Below are 20,533 nucleotides of genomic sequence, written 5' to 3'. Positions count from 1 at the left end.
CAATCGACTGGTGAAACTGTTTTTTCTTTTCTATGCTGTTGCCTTCTCGTACTCCTCAAAGGTCTTATCCATGATAACCTTGTACTTGCCATACTCGGTCTTGTTGTAGAAGCACTCCTCTGAAAGACTCTTGATACCAAACTCCTCGAACCACTCTTCCTTAAGCTTGTTGAACAGAACCTCCTTCTTTGGTCCTGTGATGGTCTCCAGATGCCACAGACTGAAATGCAGTGCATAGTTGATGTAATCCTGCTCATACTCCCAGAAATTGCCGTGGGCTTCAAGCGCCGCCTTGAGTGCCACAAGAGCCTCGTGGAAGCACTGCCATGACTTCTCTCTGGTGTTGGACAATGACTTTGGATTGTTTCTTCTCTGGTGTGCAAGCACCTCGTCCACTATCTCTATATTTGTTGCAAATGCTATCGCTGAAAATACGAACAGCATATCATTCGAAGTTCTGAGCTGCTGGAATCGGAAATGGTTCTCCTCAACATATTCCCTGCTGAAGAGCTTATCCCAAGCCCATCCCACAAATACCTTGAATATATTGCCCGTGAAATTACGGAAATACATTGGTCTGTACGGTGGAAGCTCCTTCTCGTGAAGTGTCCATCTGACCTGAACAAATTCCTGAAGATCCTCTCTGTACTGATCTGATCTGAACACAACTACCTGAGCTCCGGTCTCGTGAGCCTTGCTCCATGCCTTTTCCAGCATGTCCGGCTCAAAGAAATCATCGGAATCCAGAAATGAAAGATACTCTCCGGTCGCGATCTCAAGGCCTTTGTTTCTCGCTGCCCCGGCTCCGGCATTTGCCTGCTGTATAACCTTTACACGCTGATCCTTCGCCTCATATTCCTTCAATATCGCCAGAGAATCATCTGTGGAGCCATCATCCACACAAATGATCTCTATATCCTTAAGTGTCTGACCCACTATGCTGTCCATGCACTGGCGCAGATAATCAGACACATTGTAAACAGGAAGAATAACTGATACTTTTGTACCCATAGCTTTACCTCTATTTGTTTCGACTAAATAAACTCTTGATCTTTCTAGGTATGAACATAATGACCGCACCGATCCTGAATGTAGGTGTCTTCTTCACTCTGTCCAGATCTGCACGGGTCTGATGAACCAGACCACGGAGTCTCTTGACTTCTCTCTCAAGCTTGCGCTCACGGTCTGTACATGCGATTCTTGTATAATAGTAATCGTCAGGGGACTTGATGATAAACTGGATGTTCGCCCACTCAAGCTTTGTAAATATAGTCTGATCAATCTCCTGCATCTCCATTGCTCTCTTGAACTCGGAGCTGTATCTTCTTATATAATCCTTCTTGAATTCAGGTCCGATTCTCCTGATCGTCTCGTTGTAATTGTGGTATTTCTTGAGCCAGTATACGCCTCTGAAACGCTCCCAGATCTCAGGATCCTTTACAAGTATATCTCTGATGTGATCATACTCAACATTGACACAGTATACCTTCTCTCTGCTGTGAACAGATGAATTCGGGTTATCTCTGCGGTTCATATAATATGGCTTGTTCACTATCATAGCTCTCTTGGCATATATAAATGTCTGGAACCAGAAACCATTGTCCTGGAATGATGCTCCCGGAGTCTCGTTGTGTCTGATATGATACTCCTCTATGAAGCTTCTCTTGTAGATTCCACTCCATGTGTTCATAATGAAACGGATCGCACTTGGTGTCTCGCTTGGATTGAACACAACATTATAATCCTCTGCATTCGGTGACAAGTGGTTGTACACCAAAGTCATGTTGCCATTGTCATCGTTGCGCTTAAATCTATAGAAATCTGCCTTTACAAGGTCAAGGTCGTTCTCAACCGCCTTGTTGTACAGTTCCTCATACATATTAAGTGGCACAAAATCATCAGGCTCAACTATACCAATATACTCACCTGTAGCCTTATCAAGACCGATATTCATGCCTATTCCATAACCGCCATTTTCCTTGTCAACAATAATGATACGGTCGTCTTTCTCCGCATATCCCTTTAATATTTCAAGTGAACTGTCTGTAGATCCGTCATTGATACATATGATCTCGATATCCTTCAATGTCTGATTTACAACACTATCCATACACTCCACCAGATACATCTCTACGTTATATGTTGGAATGATGATTGAAACCTTTGCCATCTTTCTTCTCCCATAAAATTTTATCACAATGTTAATATGTGCTATAATGCACAATTCATGGGCATTATAGCACATACTATATATATTATGCAATTTTTGATTTTATTTATTTATAAGCTATGCAAATAAGGCAAAATATGCAAGAACTATAACTCCGAGCACGATCCTGTACCAGCCAAATATCTTGAAGTCATGCTTCTTGATGTAGCTCATCAGGAACTTGATGACAACAATGGATACAAGGTATGCAACGACACAACCTATAATAAGTATAGCGAGCTCAGCACTTGTAAATGACAGTCCGAATTTGATCATCTTCAGAGCACTGAGTCCGAACATAACCGGAACCGCAAGGAAGAATGTGAACTCCGCTGCTGCCACTCTTGATACACCGATGAGCAGAGCGCCTATGATGGTGGCACCTGAACGGGATGTACCCGGTATGATGGAGAGCACCTGAAACATGCCTATAAGAAACGCTGTCTTGTATGTTATGTCGTTCAGCGTCTCAACCTTCGGTGTTCTGGTCTTGTTCCAGTTCTCAATCACAATAAATGCTATTCCATAGAAAATAAGGGCAATCGCTATGACAACCGCTGTGTGCAAATGCGCCTCTATGTAATTATCAAACAGTATCGTAACTATCGCTCCAGGTATACATGCAACAACTGTCTTGAACCACATACTCCAGGTATCTTTCTTCATGACAGGCTGTGTCTTGTCTTTGAGTTGGAAAGGCCACATCTTATTCCAGAATATGGTCACGACAGCAAGTATCGCCCCAAGCTGTATCACCACGAAAAACATTTCCTTGAAATCAGTGCTCGCATTCAGTGAGATAAATTCATCCACAAGAAGCATATGTCCTGTGCTACTGATCGGGAGCCACTCTGTGACACCCTCCACGATACCAAGGAATACTACCTTAAGTATCTCGATAAAACTTAATGCCATCTCTTCTCTCTCCTTTTAATTCGCTATATTATTGTGTGAACACCATGGATGTCTGTCCGGCATCCTAGTGCGTTCTCTATGATAACATATTCTCACTCGTTGTACATCATTCTACAGAAAGCTTTAGAAAATGTTATGTATGAGTTTATCTTCTGTCTATAATTTGCATATATCCGGTATCTCAGCGCCCCAGATGTCAACCAACTTATCCACTGAAAACGCAGCGTTTGCCGGGCTTGTGGACGGAAGTACAACAGGTTCTATGCCAAGTATCTTCTGCATAATACTTTCCTGAGGTCTTGCCGTTGCATATCACTTTTGTAACCTTGGAAGCTTCCACTATCTTCGACAGATCCGTGGGCGTAACATTCTTTATACTGCTGTCGCTTGAACCTATGATGTCACAACTGTAGATCGCATCCCACAGGGCTATGTGGTGTGCATGCAGCATGGCTTTCTTCTCATCTATGGTCACCGGAAGTTTCTCGCCAAGCACTCTGCTGATGACCTTCCAGAATCTGTTCTGCGGATGTCCGTAGAAGAACATCTGCTCCCTGGACTTCACCGATGGCAGGCTTCCCAGTATGAGTATCCTTGATTTCTCGTCGTATAGTGGGGGAAATGGATGTACTATATGTTCATATCTGTCCTCTGTCAATCTTCTCACCTCTCAGATAATATTCAAATAACTTTTTCCATTTTTCTGGTACATTGTACGCCACCTGCCGGTTATTTTTCAATTAAATTCTTGCTTTTGCAGCTATGTTTTAAGTCATGTCCACATTATTTAATTTACTTCCAAATGATATTCATGTATATTAATTAAGTTAACGTAATTTACGGACTATGAGGGAGGTCCGCCAATGCGGTAACGAACACATTTGGGAGGAATTATACATGAAAAAGAGAGAATCTTTTAACAACAAATGGGGCTTCATCCTGGCCTGCATCGGCTCTGCCGTGGGCATGGGCAACATCTGGATGTTCCCTACAAGAGTCTCCATATACGGCGGCGGATCCTATCTCATACCATATTTTATATTTGTGGTACTCATCGGATTCACCGGAGTTATCGGAGAGATGAGCTTCGGACGAGCTACAAGATCCGGTCCAATCGATGCATTTGGAATCGCCATGGAGAAAAAGGGCAAGCGAAAGCTCGGTGAACTGCTGGGCGGCATACCTGTGCTCGGCGCACTGGCAATGGCCATCGGATACACGGTCGTCATGGGCTGGATACTGAAATACATGATCGGAGCTTTCACCGGAAGCACACTGTCACCGGAGGATATAGACGGCTTTGCTTCAAACTTCGGCGGAATGGCATCTTCATTTGGCAACAATGCATGGCAGATCATTGCACTTGCCATCGGAATCACCATCCTTATGTTCGGCGTGGGCAACGGTATTGAGAAGGCCAACAAGATCCTGATGCCGGCGTTCTTCGTATTGTTCATCATCCTGGCCATATATGCGGCATGCCAGCCGGGAGCCATAGAGGGATACAAATACATCTTCCGCATAGAGCCAAAGGTACTTGCAGATCCAAAGACATGGATATTTGCGCTGGGACAGGCATTCTTCTCACTCTCAGTTGCGGGAAACGGAACTCTGATATACGGCTCATATCTGCCAGACGATGAGGATATACCGGGGGCTGCCGGACGTGTTGCACTTTTCGATACGATTGCTGCCATGCTTGCCGCACTGGTAATCATACCTGCCATGGCAACTGCCGGAGCACAGCTCAACCAGGGCGGCCCGGGATTGCTGTTCATCTATCTGCCATGCCTGTTCAAGTCCATGCCTGGCGGTTATATTGTTGCCATACTCTTCTTTGTGGCTGTGTTCATGGCGGGACTGTCATCACTAATCAACCTGTACGAAGCACCAATCGCAACGGTGCAGGAGAAGCTTGGAGTTGGCAGAAAACCTGCATGTGCCATCATCGGTGTCATAGCAGTTGTGGTATCCATCTGTATACAGGGTATCGTATCTGACTGGATGGATGTACTGTCCATCTACATCTGCCCACTTGGCGCAGGACTTGCCGGAATCATGTTCTTCTGGGTATGTGGCAAGAAATATGTTGAGACACAGGTCAACACCGGAAGGGAAAAGAAGTTCACAGAGAAGTTCGTGCCTATATGCAAATACATCTACTGTCCTGTATGTCTCCTTGTATTGATACTTGGTATCCTTCTCGGAGGCATCGGCTAGACAGACATTTCAATATAATTAATAAAAAGCAGTCTGACGGATCATCACCATGTATAACACTGGCGATGTCCGCAGACTGCTTTTTCTTACTTTTTGTTCTTCAGCACCCAGATATGTTCGTTTATTCATCATCTGAAAGTCCAAATCCCTCTTCCAGGAACCTGTTCCACTCAGCATTATTGCTCTCAAGTTTTTTCTTCTGCATAATCCTGTTCCTATCTGTGAGGATGGACAACATCTCATCCACAATCTCCTCAAGAGGCAGCTCCTGATAATGCGACAGATAGCCCATCATCCTGCCCGCCGTAAAATCCGTATTCAGATTCTTTGTTATGAGATCACAGAACTCCTCGGGATATCCCCGGTCAAGCATCATCTCATAGAGCTCCATGCTCATCTCTGATCTTGGTTTCATCAGTCTTTCTCCCAATCACAAAATTTGCCACGATCGTAAATACCGCACTGATTATCAACTCCGTGTAATATCCCAGACCTCTGCTGAGTATCATACCCGGCAGCAACAATTTGCTTCCAAATATCGGCAAAAACATCTCCATGAACAGCTTCTCACTGATTCCCATACCACCTGGAAGTGGAAGCATATCGACCGCAACAGCTATAGCTCCCTGCATCAGTATGATAAGTCCTGCAGATGCCCCCGCAAGTCCGAATGCCTTGTACACAAACCATGTCGCTGCAAACAGTGAAAATCTCTGGACAAGTGTTATGAGAAATACTATTACCAGCATCCCGAAATGTCCCATCATATAATCCGCAGTCTGGTTGTATTTCTCCATCGATGCTGCAAGCTTTTCCTCACGTGACTTCTTGTGTCTCAGGAATCTCATCTTCTCAAGAAGTCTGCTGCCCTTCACAACAAATGCCTTGGCAAGTGACGGATGGAATGCGAACAGCACCATACCTGCCACACACACCACGTTCAGCATAAGTCCCAGATAGAACACCCACTGCACATCATCTATATAAGTATGTATAAACTTCTGTCCAAATATAGCGATTCCAAGTCCAAGTAGCACCAGTACCAGCTTGTACGTGATCGTCACTATGAGCAGTACCTGTGTGGACACCGGGATCGGTATCTTCTTTTTCTTCATATAATATATCTGCGCCGGCTGTCCGCCTGATGCAGATGGTGTAATACAGCTAAAGAAGAATCCAACTGATGAGAAAAGAAAGCATGTGCCCCTGCGTATCCTGACACCTAGCTTGCTCATCATATAATGGATGATCACAGATTCTCCCCATATAAATACAACAACACATACCACTCCCGGTATAAGCCACCACGGATTCACCGTCTTCATTATATCCGCAATCTGCCCTAAATCCTTGCCGTGGAACACTCCGTATATGGTGCCGGCAAATATCAGGACAAGGAACAATACGTTGAATATCATCTTTTTCTTGTTTTCCATATCTCTGCCCTTTTCATAAGTGGGGCAATACCCCTTTAAATACAGCGTGAACGTCATGCACAATGCTAGTATATCATGGATCATTCAATTAAATGGCAAAAAAGGTTGGTTTTTACTTTAATTATTTGTAATGTGAGTTTTATGTGGCATACACATTCTATTTTTCACTGTTCAGGATCGGCAGATTCTGGTTCTCCTCCCAGAGAGTCGCAACCTCGGTTCCATCCTTGTGGCAATACACAATCTTATTTATAACTCTTGGCTCCTCATCGCCATAGTATATATCTGAACTGCCTGTATCCTTATGTTCTGTCTGAGGGACAGCCGCGCCCTCTCTATATCCTCCAAAGCTCTGATACGCCTCACTTGACATCCACGACCTTGCATTTCCAAATATATCAAGTGATGTCAGCCCCTGCTCCCCGAGATAGAATTTGAATACGCCGCTATCCATTTCATCTGAAGTACTTATATCTACTATCTGTCCCATTCCCTCAAGTCCATTCTGGTGAAGGTACAACATTCCGTCTATCTCGACAACCTGGGCAGCCTGTTGTATCCCCTCCGATGTCATCTTTGGCCAAACCTCAGTCCACCTGCAGGTTATCGCCCAGTTGAGCACTATCCAGAGCAGCACAAATATCAATATAACCGCCAGCGCTCTTCCTCTTATCTTTTTATTTACAAATTTCTTAAATCCCTTTACACCTGAACTATCCTCCATCGGAAGCACAAGATGTGATTTCATGCGCTCAACCGTCATCAGGCAATCAGGACAATGCTCTATATGCTCCTCAACCTTTGCCTTGCTCTCCTCGCTGCACACGCCATCCACGTAAAGTGGTATGAGATCTTTTATAATTTCACAATCTTTATTCACTATTATACCTCCTGTTTCTGTTACATTTTATCCATTATCATCATTCTGGCACGGTGATATGTCACTCTCGCCCAGCTCTCCGTCTTACCAAATATATCAGCGATCTGTCCGAATCTCAGTTCACCGAATACCCTGAGCGTGAACACTTCTTTATACGGTTCCGGCAGTTCATGCAGTATTCTGTGAATCTTTATAGCCTGCTCCTTATCAACCGTCTCTGATATGAGATCATACTCCGCATCCCCCATAAGTGCAGCCTGTGACTCTGACCGGTTATTTACCACGTCACCATCCACCTGCTCCCGGTTCTGTTTTCCCGCATATGTAAAGTATGTATTCTTGGCTATCTGACAGAGCCAGACCTTTATATCACAGTCTCCTTTGAACCGATCCACAGCTTTTATCGCTTTAACAAATGTCTCCTGTGTTATGTCTTCGGCTATGTGGGGATTCTTAGACAGTGCCAGCACAAAACGATATACGTCTTTGTAGTACTTTTCGTATATTTCTTCTATTTCTTCTATTTCATTTTTTTCTTTTCCTGACGCCAAGTTTTTTACCTCCCTTCACATATAAGACCAGTATAATTGAAAAACGTTACAAAAGGAGCAGACGCATGTAAGGCGCTTCGCGCGGCGTCTGCGTACTTCACAAGGAATCCTCCCACTTACGTGGGTCCCTCCTTATGAAAATAAAATGCTGTGAATTTCGAAAATTCTTCACAGCATTTTTCATCGTTTATATTTTGTCAGATTTTCTTCTCTTTGACTAGAAGCTGTGGCCTCCACCGCCGCCGCCGATGCCTCCGAAGCCACCGCCGCCGATTCCACCATGGCCTCCGGATCCAGATCTTGTACTTCTCGTTTCACTGATCATATCATATTTATGATTCATATTATATGAAACCTTTGTGCCGGTAAGTAGATTTTTTGTCCCCATGTCATATACCTTTGAAGTCTTCTTCAGCAGAAGATAATTAAGCAATATAGAAAATATTATTGCAAGGAGTATGTTGCTGATATGCTTCATTGGACGGCTTATCTGCTCTCCTACCAGCAGCGTATTTATCTGCTTGAATGCCTCATTTGCGCACTCAAAATATTTCTCTTCACTTGCATATTCATAGACATTGTCTGTTATCGTATAAGCATTTGTCTTGGTTATGATCTTGTATGGTTCGCCATAAGAATAGATGTATATCTGTCTATTATACAAATCAATGAGGAACATAATACCATCCAAGGTGCCCAATTCCCTTTTGTAGGATGACTCAGCATGGTACGCTGAAGAATGGAATGCAAATTCCGATATCTCGCATAATACATTACAATAACGGGCTGTCTCCTGCATAGTCTCCATCAGTTGTTCTTCCTGACTTTCAGTCAACACATCTGCATAGTCCTTGATTATCACTTTATGGTGGTAACTGTACGAATCATCCTGATCCTTCTCAGATGCGTGAACAGGTACTGCACAATCAGCCCCCACAACCAGAAACGACAGCATGATCATAACAGTGAACATCACTCTGGCAATTACCGCTCTACGCACGATGATCACCTCCCTTGTACTCAAACTGCGGAAGTGGTCTTGTGGACATCCGGTTGTGACTGATAACCAGATCTATAAGCGTCAGAATAGTGGCAGCACACATCAGGAGCACGCATCCATAATAATACTTGTCCATAACCGGGTTTATCAACACGACCGCTACAGACAGAATGGTGGCAAATGCAATAAATAATCCCATGGTGCCACTTTTTCTTTTTACTCTCCTCACATTTACTATGCCTTTTACTGCCCCATAAATGGCAACCAGACACGAAATGCATGCCACAACATAACTGGCCTTTCCCATAATATCCCAGTTAAAAAGTAAGGGATTTATTCCAAACTTCAGGCAGAAAAATAATATCATGCATGCTATCAGCTGTATGACTTCAAGAAAACAAGAAAACTTTATAAATGAAGTTATCTTATTTTTTAATTTTCTTTTTGTATTTTTTTGTGGCTTTTTTGTTTGTAGCTTTTTTATTTGTAGTTTTTTCTTCCTGCCTCCACATTTCTTTACATTGAGTGTATGCCTTGCGAAGAATCCCACATCATTTTCATGTGTCTCTACATCCGCTATCTTCTCCATCTCATCGCAATATATCATGGTCACAAGCGCACCTATCGCGGATACAAATGCGAGCAGAACGCCAGGTCTCACTGTAAGGAATAAGTTCAGCAAAAAGTATAATGGGATCACTCCTATCAGGCATCCCAGCAGGAACTTGCCGATATCAAGCGGTATATCCGCAGCCACTTTTCCTGTGCTGCCATTTACCGCCGCATATGCAATACGCTTTCCGTTCTTGTATGACAAAAGCCATACCGGAAACAACCCGGTCTTTACTCCAGTGATCTTTATATCCATCGTTTCTGACAATGGCTCCTCCGGTTCACCGATAGCATCATATGACCATAGATGATGCTTTATCTTACTCATCATCACATCATACGCCATATCGCCCGTTACCTGGGCTATCTTATCCCTGTAAACCTTATAATCCACATCCGGCAGATCCGCGTAGAACCCACTCAGATATCCCATGGAAAACGTTTTCATGTCAGCCGAGTCAAATGGTGCCACCTTGCTGCTGAGATCATCCGGAAACAGCGATGATGCATCCATGGTTATATTCTCATAATGATTATCTGCAAAGCATCTTACATTATATGTATGACTGACTGTATCAACCCCTGAGCTATAGCTGTCCGTCGCCCTGACAGCGGTTTTACCTTTCTGGTCAACATCACACAGCCAATACGGCATGTAGATTCCACGGAACTCCTGCACATTTCGTCTGTGTTTCAGCCTGTTCGGAGCGTATATCGCCCTCTTCATAACTGTGGTATATGATGCCTTACACATGTCCTTCGTCACCGCAAATGGTATCACATAATCCGGTCTTCTCTCGCTTTTCAGCCGGCTGGAAAGCATAGTTGCTGCCCCGCAGTAACTGCAGAATCCCGTCGCTGATTCATCCGTACTGTATATCTCCCCACCGCACTGCGGACAAATGAATACAGTAAGCTCCATAAGCTTACGCTCCTCGCTGTCCTCATCCTTGTCGACACTCTCCGGCTCGTATTCATTTCCACATGCTTTGCAGTACATCTTCTTTCTTGCTATATCATATACCAGATTGCTGCCACATCCGGCACATTGTATCATATGTATTTCCCCCTGTAATATAAATTGTGAAAGATTATTGACGAAATAATCTAACTCATTATACTACCTCTTTTTATAAAGAACCAGCTCCGGATTTGTACATTCCAGATTTGTACCTTCCGCCTCATATGTCGATATCAAAATAAAATCCATATCCGCCAGAACTCCAAAGCATCTGTCTCCGCCAAATTCACATTCCAGCTGGAGAGCAGTTTCAACGTATCTGTATTCGGTACCGTCTCACCGTTTTCCCATCGCGACACCGCCTGCCTTGTGACCATGACCTTCTCTGCCAGGTCATCCTGGGATAATCCCCTTTTGGTTCGAAGTTCTAATATAACGTCCTTTGTCTCCATTGTACTCACCTCCGTTATGGATATCATAACAGATTGCGGGGATTGGGGAAAGCAACGGGGTGTTGCTCTGTTCCTATACCGACTGCGTAAACCGGCATTTCGGGAAGCCCGAGCAACCTATGAATTTGCCAAATTTTCCCGATCTTTCAACCAACTTTTTCCCGCATTCCGGGCATATCATAGACATCTTTGCAGGTGCAGACTTAATATCTCCACTTGAGTCCTGCGGCATTTTATTGCCGTTCTTCTTTAAATGATCGGAGGTCTTAGTGCCTTTTTTTTGCGTACCGTCAGATATAGCTTCGATCTCTTGGGGCTTATCGCTGGCTTCCTTGGGCTTACCGATGAGCAGCTCTCGAACCTCTTTAGCTGTTATCATCTCGGCAGTGCACTCTCTCGCAACCCTCACCGGCCTGCAAGTCCATACCGCCTTATCTCCTATCATGTAGAATCTGAATTTCGCCCTTGTCGCTGCAACATTGACGATATTATTGTTCACCCAGTTGACTGCTCCCATAGATTTGCTGTCGCATCCGAGCAGGAATATAACCTCATCCGTTCCCTGCCCTTGGAAAGTGTGCACAGTTCCAATGTTATTGGCATTAAGCCATTTTCTGACTCTTGGCTCTTTTCCATATAACTCCGATTTCTTTATCATCTCCGTCATGTTATCTTTTACCGACGTAAATGGAGTGATGATAAACAGCCTCGGAATATCACTTGAATCCCTTTCAAATTTTCTCGCCAGAAGTTTCAGCACAAGCTCTCCCTGAGCCTTGACAAAATGATCCTTCTTGCCCGAATTCTCAGCACCGGCTACATCGATCCAGCAGCTCTTGTCCAGGATAAATGTTCTTGCCCTGTCCTCCTTCGGAGCTGCCGTCTGCTGCTTCATAGTTCCATCATATGAAAGCACATTTGAGATTGTGTACATCGGGTCAATGCAGCGCCTATGGACTACCAGTGGGCAGCCTACCCACTCTTTCTCCTCATCCTTTCCAAGATAAGTTCCATATGGATTTATGTAGTCAGCAAAAGCCTGCACAGAGATTTTCTTATCCTTGTAACCTGCCAATATCTCTGCGGTAAGCAACTGTTTTATCATGTCAGTCTCTGCGGTAACCACAGGCTCGATCTGCTTTGGATCTCCGACTATGATCGCCTTTCTACACCTAAACATCGCACCAACTGCCATCTGTGGCTGTGCCTGTCCCGCCTCATCGACGATAAGAGTTCCAAGCACTCCGCTTTTCTTCACGTCTCCCAGGAAAGTCTGCGCTGATGCAAATGTCGTGGATATCACAGGGGTCAGCAAGAAAATGCTCTGAAGCATGTATGGCATGGCTTCTTCTCTGTCTGCAAGCTTCATCCTCTCACCACAATCATCAAACACATTCCACGCTATCATCAGGTTGATGATATTATGCCGCATGCATTTTGAAGAAATGACAAATTCTTTGTGCAGCTTACATGCATACAGGAATAACTTTTCACGCTCTCTATTGTACTGGGCGGTGAACCATGGATTGGTTATCTGTGCTTTTGTCGACAGCCTGTCGTCCTCGGATACATAACGTTCCATAAATGCAGCGTCCACCGGGGTCATCTTCATCTGCCCATGCGAGTATTTTGAAATACACCGCTGGTATTCCTGAAGATTCTGCAGGCCTGATATCCTGTTGTTCAAAGAAGTTATCTCTACATTAAGTTTTGATATTGTCGCATTCTTCTCCTGAATTAATATATCTCTTGCGGATGTATCCTTACGCCTTGCGAACAATCCCTTCGGTCTGCTTTCCTCAAGCTCGATCAGCTCTTTTTGTTCAGCAAATAACTGACGCTCAAACATCTGCCGCTTTCTTTCCACATCACTTATTTCACATGACAAATCCTCTGGTGCATCTTCCTGCAGCTCCACAGGAACCGAACCTGCCAGAGCACAGATCTGCCCTAATTCTTTTCGTAAGTTTTCAACCAATTTGTACTGAGATAAAAACTTTTTTCTTATCTCCAGATATTTTGCCTTATGCTGCTCCCTGACATCATTTGATCTGTAGTCCTCCACAAATGGCTTCAGGACAGAATTGCAATACTTACGGATATTTGCCTTTCTGCCAAATGGAGCGGATATCAATCCCCAGCAGTCAGCTCCGCCCAGAAGCTTATCCGCATAACGCGTAAAATAAATGTCCTTCTCTTCTCGACTCTTACCATATCTGGTTATAGTCTCCACATCACCTGACTTGTTGATATCAAACAAATCATGAACCTCATCCAGTCCGCCACGGATCTCTTCTTCGTCATCCCCAGACGACTCCAGGCTGTCAAGTATATCCCTCGCCTTCGGAAGATCTATCGTGATATTTTCCACCGCCGCATTGTTACATGACGCAACCAGCATACTATAATTGTTGATCTCATCAACATTTATCGAATAATAATGAGGCGCATACTGGTAATAGGCATTCGCATTTGACTCTAGCGGTCCATGCGAAAATGAATGCATCTCAAATAAATAGTCTGGATCTTCTGCATTCTCAGCGAGGAGTCTGGCACGCTCAACAATATTGCTTGCCACGATCTCCTTGAGCAATGTAGTCTTTCCCGTTCCTGGAGGTCCGTTTATAGAAAAAACTGGAGCATCCCCGTCCTGTCTGATCGCAATATTGACTGCAACCTGCTGCATCAACGCCGGCATATATTTGGCCGGCCATTTTCCCCTTGGCGAATTTGTAACGTTAAGAATTCTGTCAAAGAACAACTTCATCTCACTTTTTCCCGCATCCGGCGAGATGATCGTTCTCGGTAAGTCGTCTGGGCCTTTCGACTTTTCGTACCCTGCCAGAATGTACTCGATCACTTTCTTCTCATATTCATTCCCATCGCCAAAGTTTCCGTTCTGAACCAGCTCTGACAACTGAATAATGTCATTCAAAAAGAAGCTTTTACCTAGATCCGCATAGTCAAATGCGTCTTCGTCCGCATCTCTGGCCTGTTCGCTCGCATACCTGTTGTATTCGGCAATTCCCATCGATTCCTGAGGATCATCTAAGAACCTGTGTTTCACATACTCGTTAAAAATCTTTTCATATATGATTGAAATGAACTCATCAACATTCTGGTCCTGCAGTTCCTCATCAATCTCTCCAACAAGTTCTTCATACTCACTAGTATCGAGAGAAAAGTCATGACTATTATGTGCTCTTGACTCATCCCACTTGGAAACTGCCCACAGTATCGATGACAGCTGGAAACTGTTCTTAAGATACACACCTTTCGTATCTGTCTTGAATGAGCACCATGCGATCGCACTCTTTTTCGGATAAGCTATCTCAGGATTATCGGATTTATCATCTATAAACTTCTCAAGATAATCAACTACTGTATTCCGCTCTACCTTCCCCAGGCAAAAATGGATCTCATCACCAACCGAAGGAAACTTCGCATAGCCGTCACTGTCATTTTCCAGGATCATTTCCAGATCAACATCAGGAGATGACAAAACTGGCAAATCAAAGAAGACCTCGATCTTCTCTGCCTTAACCTCTTTGCCATTCTTAATATTCTTAATTAGCTTTTTGTTCTCTGTACTTTCCTGTGGAATGTCGGTCTGACCTAGAAATTCTGTGATTTTCCAGTAGTTTAAGATTTCTAGGACTGCGTTCTTTCTTTTGTCTTCCATTCGGTGTGCTCCTTGTGGTGTAACCCCTAATCTTCTTTCTTGAAATATCTTCCGATCTTTCTTATAACCTCACTTTTGAATCTTTTTTTACATTTGCTTACCCTTTATCTTATCCACCAGTGTCACGTCCGCCGGCAGCCAATCGACTGAATCAAGTTCCCCTATAGTGAGCCATTTCGCATCTTCATGCTCTTTTAACTCCAGATGATCTGCTGCCAGTTCACACAAGAAACAATCCATCGACAAATGAAACTCAGGATAATCATATTCGATCGTATCAAGCAACTCTCCAACATTTATCCTTGCGTCCAGTTCCTCATTTATCTCCCTGATCAGTGCATCTTGAGGAGTTTCACCAGCTTCGATTTTTCCTCCTGGAAATTCCCAGCCCCCTTTAAGTTCTCCGTAACCTCTCTGAGTTGCAAATATCTGTTTTTGGTTGTTTTTTTCTCTTACAATTACTGCAGCAACTACTCTTATTGTCTTCATAACATCCTCCAATTAAGAATTTACAATGTACTCATAAATATCTTCACGCACCGGAACATCAAGTATCCATTCAATTTCCACTGCTGTTTTCTCTGTGTTCGCCATTTTGAATTCTTTAGTTTTACCACTCGCTGTCATATGTCCAAGATAATAAAACTCCTTAGAAATCTTATCATCTTTATTCTTTCTTACAAAAAGCTCTACATGAATCCCTCTTTCCTTCGCTTTAAGGAAATTCTGTACATCCTCTGATTGTAAACTTCTGCCAGACTTCGAAATAGCTATCAATCGATCCCTGAAGCCCGGGACAAAATGATCTTCATATTTCGTGGTATCACTAATATCCTCTGCCTTATCATAATTGATGAACACAGGAAATGTCTTCGTCTTTCTGTCATATTTATATCCACCAATATTTAACGGAACTTCATTCTGCTCCCAATTGAGAAGACGACACACATCCTCATAAGTGTATTTCTGGTACAAAACAAAATCTGTTTGATCATATGTATTACTATAATCACGCTCGTATCTGCTAATACCAAATTCAACAAGTTCTTGAAGGATATCATAAAATTCGCCATTTGACAGCATTTGTAAAAATGACTTTGTTGGTCTATAATCGTTTTCTTTTTTCTCAATAAACACGCACTTCGCGTAAGTTTTCTTGCTCGCTCCAGCCGGGAATTCATTAGTCATAACATTTACAATGTTTTCCTTCTGATCCTGACTGACATCTCTTCCATACTTCCTCATGTCCTCTGAAAGGCCGGCAAACAAACCAAATTTAGCTAGGCCCCGGGCATATGTAAGTATTCTCTTCAACATCTGAAGTTCCTGAATTCTTTTTCCATTTGCCAATTTCTTAGAAACAAATTCGATTACTTTTTCTTCATCCTCTGGCAAGCGAGTCTTGTATTCTTTCTCATATTTCACTAAAAACTTATAATACGATCCGAGACTGTTGTTATCAAAGATTCGAATAACATCCATCTCGCCGTATTCATCAAAATCCCTCAATCTGGGAATACGTCCAAGTTTATTCTTGAGGTTCGTATAATTCTCTTTGATAAGCCTTATATCACTAAAGTTTGCATTATCAACCGACGCAAAAATTCTCTTTCTGCTAACCTCATCAAAATGAACCGTAGATGCACCAGGAATCATCCGTTCACCTTCCATGACATATCTACGGATATTATCTTTGTTATATGTTCTATCTCCTGATAAGGCAATCGGTATCATGAAATTGTTGTTATAGTTCCCAATAAAATCAAGGATTACAACGTATTCTTTCCCCTCTGCTTTTCGAAGGCCTCTTCCCAATTGCTGTATAAAAACAATTGGAGACTGAGTCGGTCTCAACATGATGACCTGATTTACCTCGACAATATCAACACCTTCATTTAAGACATCCACAGAGAAAATATAATCTATAGGAGTCTTATCTGCCGCTGCGTCTCTCTCATCCATAGCAAGTCTCTCAAACGCATCCTGCCTAACCATCTCTGAGTCCTCACCACTGAGTGCAACTGTCCTATATCCTAATTCGTTGAACTTCTTTGAAAGTTCCTTACACTCCCGGTTACGGCTGCAAAATATCAGGCCCTTTACGCGTTCTCCGCTGTAACCATAGTAATTCGACTGCTCTATAACAAGCTTTACACGCTCGTCACATACCAATTTATTAAAATCTTCTTCAGATAGATTCTTTGACTTGGTATCCTGTACAACGGATAAATCAGTAATTCCAAAATAGTGAAATGGACACAGCAAGTCCTCTTCCATTGCCTGCTGCAGACGAATCTCATAGGCTATCTGATGATTAAATATCTCATAAATATTTTCCCCAGAATCATTGTCATTTCTCTTGTCAGGCGTAGCTGTCATGCCAAGGAATAGACGTGGAGTAAAATAATTCATAACCTTCTGATATGTATTTGCCGAGCTATGGTGGGCCTCGTCCAGAATAATACAATCAAACTCGGCTGGATCATACATTTGCAAATGCTCGTCCCTATTTAACGTCTCCACAGTGGCAAATATATAATCTCTATCGTATTCATGATAGCCAGCACCAACCAACCCTACAGAAATCGTACTGCCGAAAACTCTCTGATACGATTTCTTTGCCTGTACAGCAAGTGACGCTCGATGGACAAGAAATAACACTCTCTTAAATCCAAGTTCACGCATTGCAAATGCCGACGCATAAGTCTTTCCCGTACCAGTGGCACTTATAAGAAGTGCTCTCTTCTCATCATTCTCCAATATAGCTTTAAGGTTAGCAATAAATCTCACCTGCATGCTGTTTGGTTTTAATTTATATCTCTCCAATGAGGTAACATTTCCCTCCGAAGCGATTTTCCTTTGAGCTTTGATTATATCGTATCTCTGCTTATATTCCTCATAAAACACATCATAGTCCAGAGCATATTCTGAGTTCCATAACTCGTCAAATTCTCTTAATATATCCTCTGACATCTCTCCCTGTGCTGTGGAGACAATCTTCGTATTCCATTCTCTATTGGTCGTGAGTGCAGCACTGGTAATATTCGAGCTGCCAATTATGATCCTGTATATTTCTTCCTCTCTGAATATATATCCCTTTGTATGAAAGCCATTGTTAGCAGATCTTGTGTCATACATTCTAATCTTTATATTCTTCAGAGAATGCAATTTCTCCAAAGCCAAAGGCTCACTAAAATCCAAATAGTTTGAGGTCAATATCTCCCCTGGAACCCCTTTTCCCTCAAGCTCTTTCAACGTCTGAAGAAGCGGTGTTACACCGCCCAAAGTAATAAATGCCACACTTATCTGAAACTTATCACATTTTAGAAGTTCACTCTCTATGACTGAAATAACTTTCTTGCCTTCCCTGTGATTATTTGAAACAAAGCCCGGCTTATATGATATCTCAGATGCAATATTGCCATCGATATATGCAGTTTCCAGTCCGTCACGTACTAACTGCGTTTTATCCTGAATCATAGTTGTCCTCCATTTCAAATAGTATGATTTATTTTATCATAAAAGATGGGGAATGGGGAGATTTAAAAAATTATGGAGGGGTTATAAAAGGGATTTTTATTGACTTACATTGTTTAGCTTTTTATTGTTATAACATTTCCCACATGCTATACTTTTTTCAACAAATGCTTATCGTTATAAGCATCCAGCATTGTAACCTCTGCAGCGAAAGCAGAAACACCACTTATAAACAAAAATCGAGGTAAATACTATGGCATTTAGCAAAACAATCCAAATGTATATTAAGGTTACAAGAGGTGCAAGCTCCAAAGGTGTTATTGTTCCCGATGGTTTTGCAGTTTTTAAAGATTCCAAAATTGCTTCCAGTACCGTGCCCAGTATGTCTGCATCTCTAATCAAATTACGTACTTCTCTTATTGAAAAGGGAATCATTGATTCAAACTTCTGCTTTACAAAAGACTATATATTTACCAGCCCTTCATTGGCAGCTGCTATTGTTATGGGAAGAAATGCAAACGGAAGAATCGAATGGAAAACAGAAGACCATACATCTATCAAAGATATTGAAGAAAAACTTTGAAAATTAAATTCATAGGTTTCTTTTTTTCAAGGTTATCAAATACGAGCCTGACTGAGCCTTTAGTACAACAATTGATCAGAAAAGCTGGAAATAGTTTTTCTCTTGTGAAAAACAGAATTAATAAGGTCTTTGGGGAATCTCTTAAAGATTTAACTGTATCCACAACACGGTAAACAAACTCCCACTTAGCATTGTCCTCCAAATAGTCAATATTTTTGTACCCAAATCGTACCCAACGCCATCTAAAAAATCCCTACAAAGCCCATAAATACAGGCTTTGTAGGGATTTACCTTTTTATTCAAACTCGCAAAGTTCTTTTTAACATACTTTGTTATCTTATGTTTTTCCATACATTTTAGTATCAAATATCTCTGTATTTTTTCTATTCTATCTCGTTTTAAGAGCTTCTAGTACCAAATCAGTACCAGCAAGTATTTTCTTTACTCATTATGGTTCGAGTGGCTTGCAGGTTATTAATCGCTACTTACAGAATAATCTGCGATTGACTTGCTCTCACTCCTAAGCAAATTATAGAATCGAATATGTTGTTTTGCAAGTAATTTATATTTTTTACTAGATTGTGTCGTAAAGAAACTTCTTCTCTATTTCATGCTTATACCCATTTGCTTCAAATCCTGCTTCATTTTATTGCAAGGATTTTTACATTTTTCTGGCAAATCACACTCAAGTATAAGCCAATCATTAATATCATTTAGTGCATACTCAACAAGTTCGTCCTTGCATTCGCAACCAATCTGTTTTAAAAACGCAATTCGCAAAGCCAACTCTACAACATAGGTGAAATACCAATTAATGTAGTCCTTTGTAACCGATTCTGAATTTGCCTCATAATCAGTTAGACTACCTTCTTTCATAATATAGTGATCAATCTCATGACGTTCTAGCATAAGTGCATCATACATTTTTTGAGATGGTATTCCCAATAACGACGCTCCATATTTAACCGTTTTTGAATCCAACGCAGTTCCAATAACCTTTGCTATATTTGCTTTAACATTATTGTTGGGACCGGATGTATTTATAACAAAGCCATCGCATATATTTAATAGCAACGACAACCTATGATTAACATTTATTGTTTCATATGCCTCGGAATGTATGTAGAAATATGAATTAATCAACGATTTAAACATCTCTCCAGATGTTCTGCCCTTATTTCTAAATTCATTATAATCCAATACTCTCTTTTCTGAAAAATCTTTATCTGTGCCCACTAAAGTACTTGCACATTTTCTCCATGTTTTACCAGTCTTATAAAATGAGAGAAAATATAACTTTTCAACATTCACATCAATACCATCAACATTATATTTGCATGGCTTATAGAAATATCCATCATACAAAGATGACAGCTCCCATATGCTACGAAGCACTTCTATAACATCTTCTGCATTACTTTCAAGTGATATCATAAATTTCTTTGTCTCTTGTATCAGATTACCGGATACATTTTGAAAATCAATATTTTGGAGCTGCATAATATTAGTATTTGCATTTGGTTTTGTTTCAAATTCAACTGTAATCCTCAATTCC

General features: G+C 42.0%; 16 protein-coding genes and 2 pseudogenes. 2 read left to right on the top strand and 16 right to left on the bottom strand.

The features are described from left to right. Positions 1 to 30 precede the first annotated feature (30 nt). From DXD11_RS09130 to DXD11_RS09115, 4 genes and pseudogenes are all read right to left on the bottom strand, one after another. Positions 31 to 1,011 (bottom strand): glycosyltransferase family 2 protein, encoded by a 981-nt coding sequence (locus DXD11_RS09130; protein ID WP_117551264.1) that lies wholly within the window; start codon positions 1,009 to 1,011, stop codon positions 31 to 33. A gap of 10 nt (positions 1,012 to 1,021) precedes the next feature. After that, positions 1,022 to 2,170, bottom strand: coding sequence for a glycosyltransferase family 2 protein (locus tag DXD11_RS09125; protein ID WP_015533459.1), 1,149 nt, complete (start codon positions 2,168 to 2,170; stop codon positions 1,022 to 1,024). A gap of 117 nt (positions 2,171 to 2,287) precedes the next feature. Next, positions 2,288 to 3,124, bottom strand: coding sequence for an undecaprenyl-diphosphate phosphatase (locus DXD11_RS09120; RefSeq protein ID WP_117551262.1), 837 nt, complete (start codon positions 3,122 to 3,124; stop codon positions 2,288 to 2,290). A gap of 156 nt (positions 3,125 to 3,280) precedes the next feature. Continuing rightward, positions 3,281 to 3,791: pseudogene (locus DXD11_RS09115) on the bottom strand (DNA-deoxyinosine glycosylase). A 230-nt stretch (positions 3,792 to 4,021) separates the two neighbouring features. Here DXD11_RS09115 and DXD11_RS09110 point away from each other — a divergent pair. Beyond that, positions 4,022 to 5,344 carry a sodium-dependent transporter gene (locus DXD11_RS09110; protein WP_117551258.1) on the top strand — a complete coding sequence of 441 codons (1,323 nt, stop codon included), beginning with the start codon at positions 4,022 to 4,024 and terminating at the stop codon, positions 5,342 to 5,344. Between the two features lie 121 nt (positions 5,345 to 5,465). Here DXD11_RS09110 and DXD11_RS09105 read toward each other — a convergent pair whose 3' ends face one another. The 10 genes from DXD11_RS09105 to DXD11_RS09060 form a co-directional block, all read right to left on the bottom strand. Beyond that, positions 5,466 to 5,759 (bottom strand): hypothetical protein, encoded by a 294-nt coding sequence (locus DXD11_RS09105; RefSeq protein WP_187115877.1) that lies wholly within the window; start codon positions 5,757 to 5,759, stop codon positions 5,466 to 5,468. Next, complete coding sequence (locus tag DXD11_RS09100) at positions 5,722 to 6,780, bottom strand: lysylphosphatidylglycerol synthase transmembrane domain-containing protein (protein ID WP_117551256.1); 1,059 nt, start codon at positions 6,778 to 6,780, stop codon at positions 5,722 to 5,724. Before DXD11_RS09100 ends, DXD11_RS09105 begins: the two co-directional genes overlap by 38 nt. Before the next feature lie 157 nt (positions 6,781 to 6,937). After that, positions 6,938 to 7,660 (bottom strand): zf-HC2 domain-containing protein, encoded by a 723-nt coding sequence (locus DXD11_RS09095; protein ID WP_117875371.1) that lies wholly within the window; start codon positions 7,658 to 7,660, stop codon positions 6,938 to 6,940. Between the two features lie 20 nt (positions 7,661 to 7,680). Then, positions 7,681 to 8,211 carry an RNA polymerase sigma factor gene (locus DXD11_RS09090; RefSeq protein WP_330426630.1) on the bottom strand — a complete coding sequence of 177 codons (531 nt, stop codon included), beginning with the start codon at positions 8,209 to 8,211 and terminating at the stop codon, positions 7,681 to 7,683. A 217-nt stretch (positions 8,212 to 8,428) separates the two neighbouring features. Continuing rightward, on the bottom strand, positions 8,429 to 9,211 hold the full coding sequence (locus DXD11_RS09085) for a TPM domain-containing protein (protein WP_118758245.1): 783 nt from the start codon (positions 9,209 to 9,211) through the stop codon (positions 8,429 to 8,431). Next, positions 9,204 to 10,880, bottom strand: a complete 1,677-nt coding sequence (locus tag DXD11_RS09080; RefSeq protein ID WP_118758244.1) for a hypothetical protein — start codon at positions 10,878 to 10,880, stop codon at positions 9,204 to 9,206. Before DXD11_RS09080 ends, DXD11_RS09085 begins: the two co-directional genes overlap by 8 nt. Before the next feature lie 137 nt (positions 10,881 to 11,017). After that, on the bottom strand, positions 11,018 to 11,236 hold the full coding sequence (locus DXD11_RS09075; protein ID WP_243105846.1) for a helix-turn-helix domain-containing protein: 219 nt from the start codon (positions 11,234 to 11,236) through the stop codon (positions 11,018 to 11,020). A 73-nt stretch (positions 11,237 to 11,309) separates the two neighbouring features. Beyond that, on the bottom strand, positions 11,310 to 14,918 hold the full coding sequence (locus DXD11_RS09070; RefSeq protein ID WP_118758243.1) for an AAA domain-containing protein: 3,609 nt from the start codon (positions 14,916 to 14,918) through the stop codon (positions 11,310 to 11,312). Positions 14,919 to 15,005: 87 nt separating this feature from the next. Further along, positions 15,006 to 15,407, bottom strand: a complete 402-nt coding sequence (locus DXD11_RS09065) for a (deoxy)nucleoside triphosphate pyrophosphohydrolase (protein ID WP_118758242.1) — start codon at positions 15,405 to 15,407, stop codon at positions 15,006 to 15,008. 12 nt (positions 15,408 to 15,419) lie between these two features. Next, complete coding sequence (locus DXD11_RS09060) at positions 15,420 to 18,398, bottom strand: DUF3427 domain-containing protein (protein ID WP_118758241.1); 2,979 nt, start codon at positions 18,396 to 18,398, stop codon at positions 15,420 to 15,422. Positions 18,399 to 18,648: 250 nt separating this feature from the next. On the opposite strand from DXD11_RS09060, the gene DXD11_RS09055 reads away from it, so the two are divergent. Then, a complete protein-coding gene (locus tag DXD11_RS09055; RefSeq protein ID WP_118758240.1) occupies positions 18,649 to 18,978 on the top strand; it encodes a DUF4357 domain-containing protein in 330 nt (109 codons plus the stop codon). Between the two features lie 19 nt (positions 18,979 to 18,997). Here DXD11_RS09055 and DXD11_RS14965 read toward each other — a convergent pair. Continuing rightward, positions 18,998 to 19,141 (bottom strand): annotated as a pseudogene (locus tag DXD11_RS14965) (IS30 family transposase); the annotation flags it as partial. A gap of 440 nt (positions 19,142 to 19,581) precedes the next feature. Next, complete coding sequence (locus DXD11_RS09050; RefSeq protein WP_118758239.1) at positions 19,582 to 20,529, bottom strand: hypothetical protein; 948 nt, start codon at positions 20,527 to 20,529, stop codon at positions 19,582 to 19,584. Positions 20,530 to 20,533: the final 4 nt, after the last annotated feature.

Origin of the sequence: Coprococcus sp. TF11-13 (genome assembly GCF_003481085.1) — a bacterium.
In the GTDB taxonomy this organism is placed as follows: Bacteria; Bacillota; Clostridia; order Lachnospirales; family Lachnospiraceae; genus Coprococcus; species Coprococcus aceti.
This window is presented reverse-complemented; position numbering and strand designations above follow the sequence as displayed.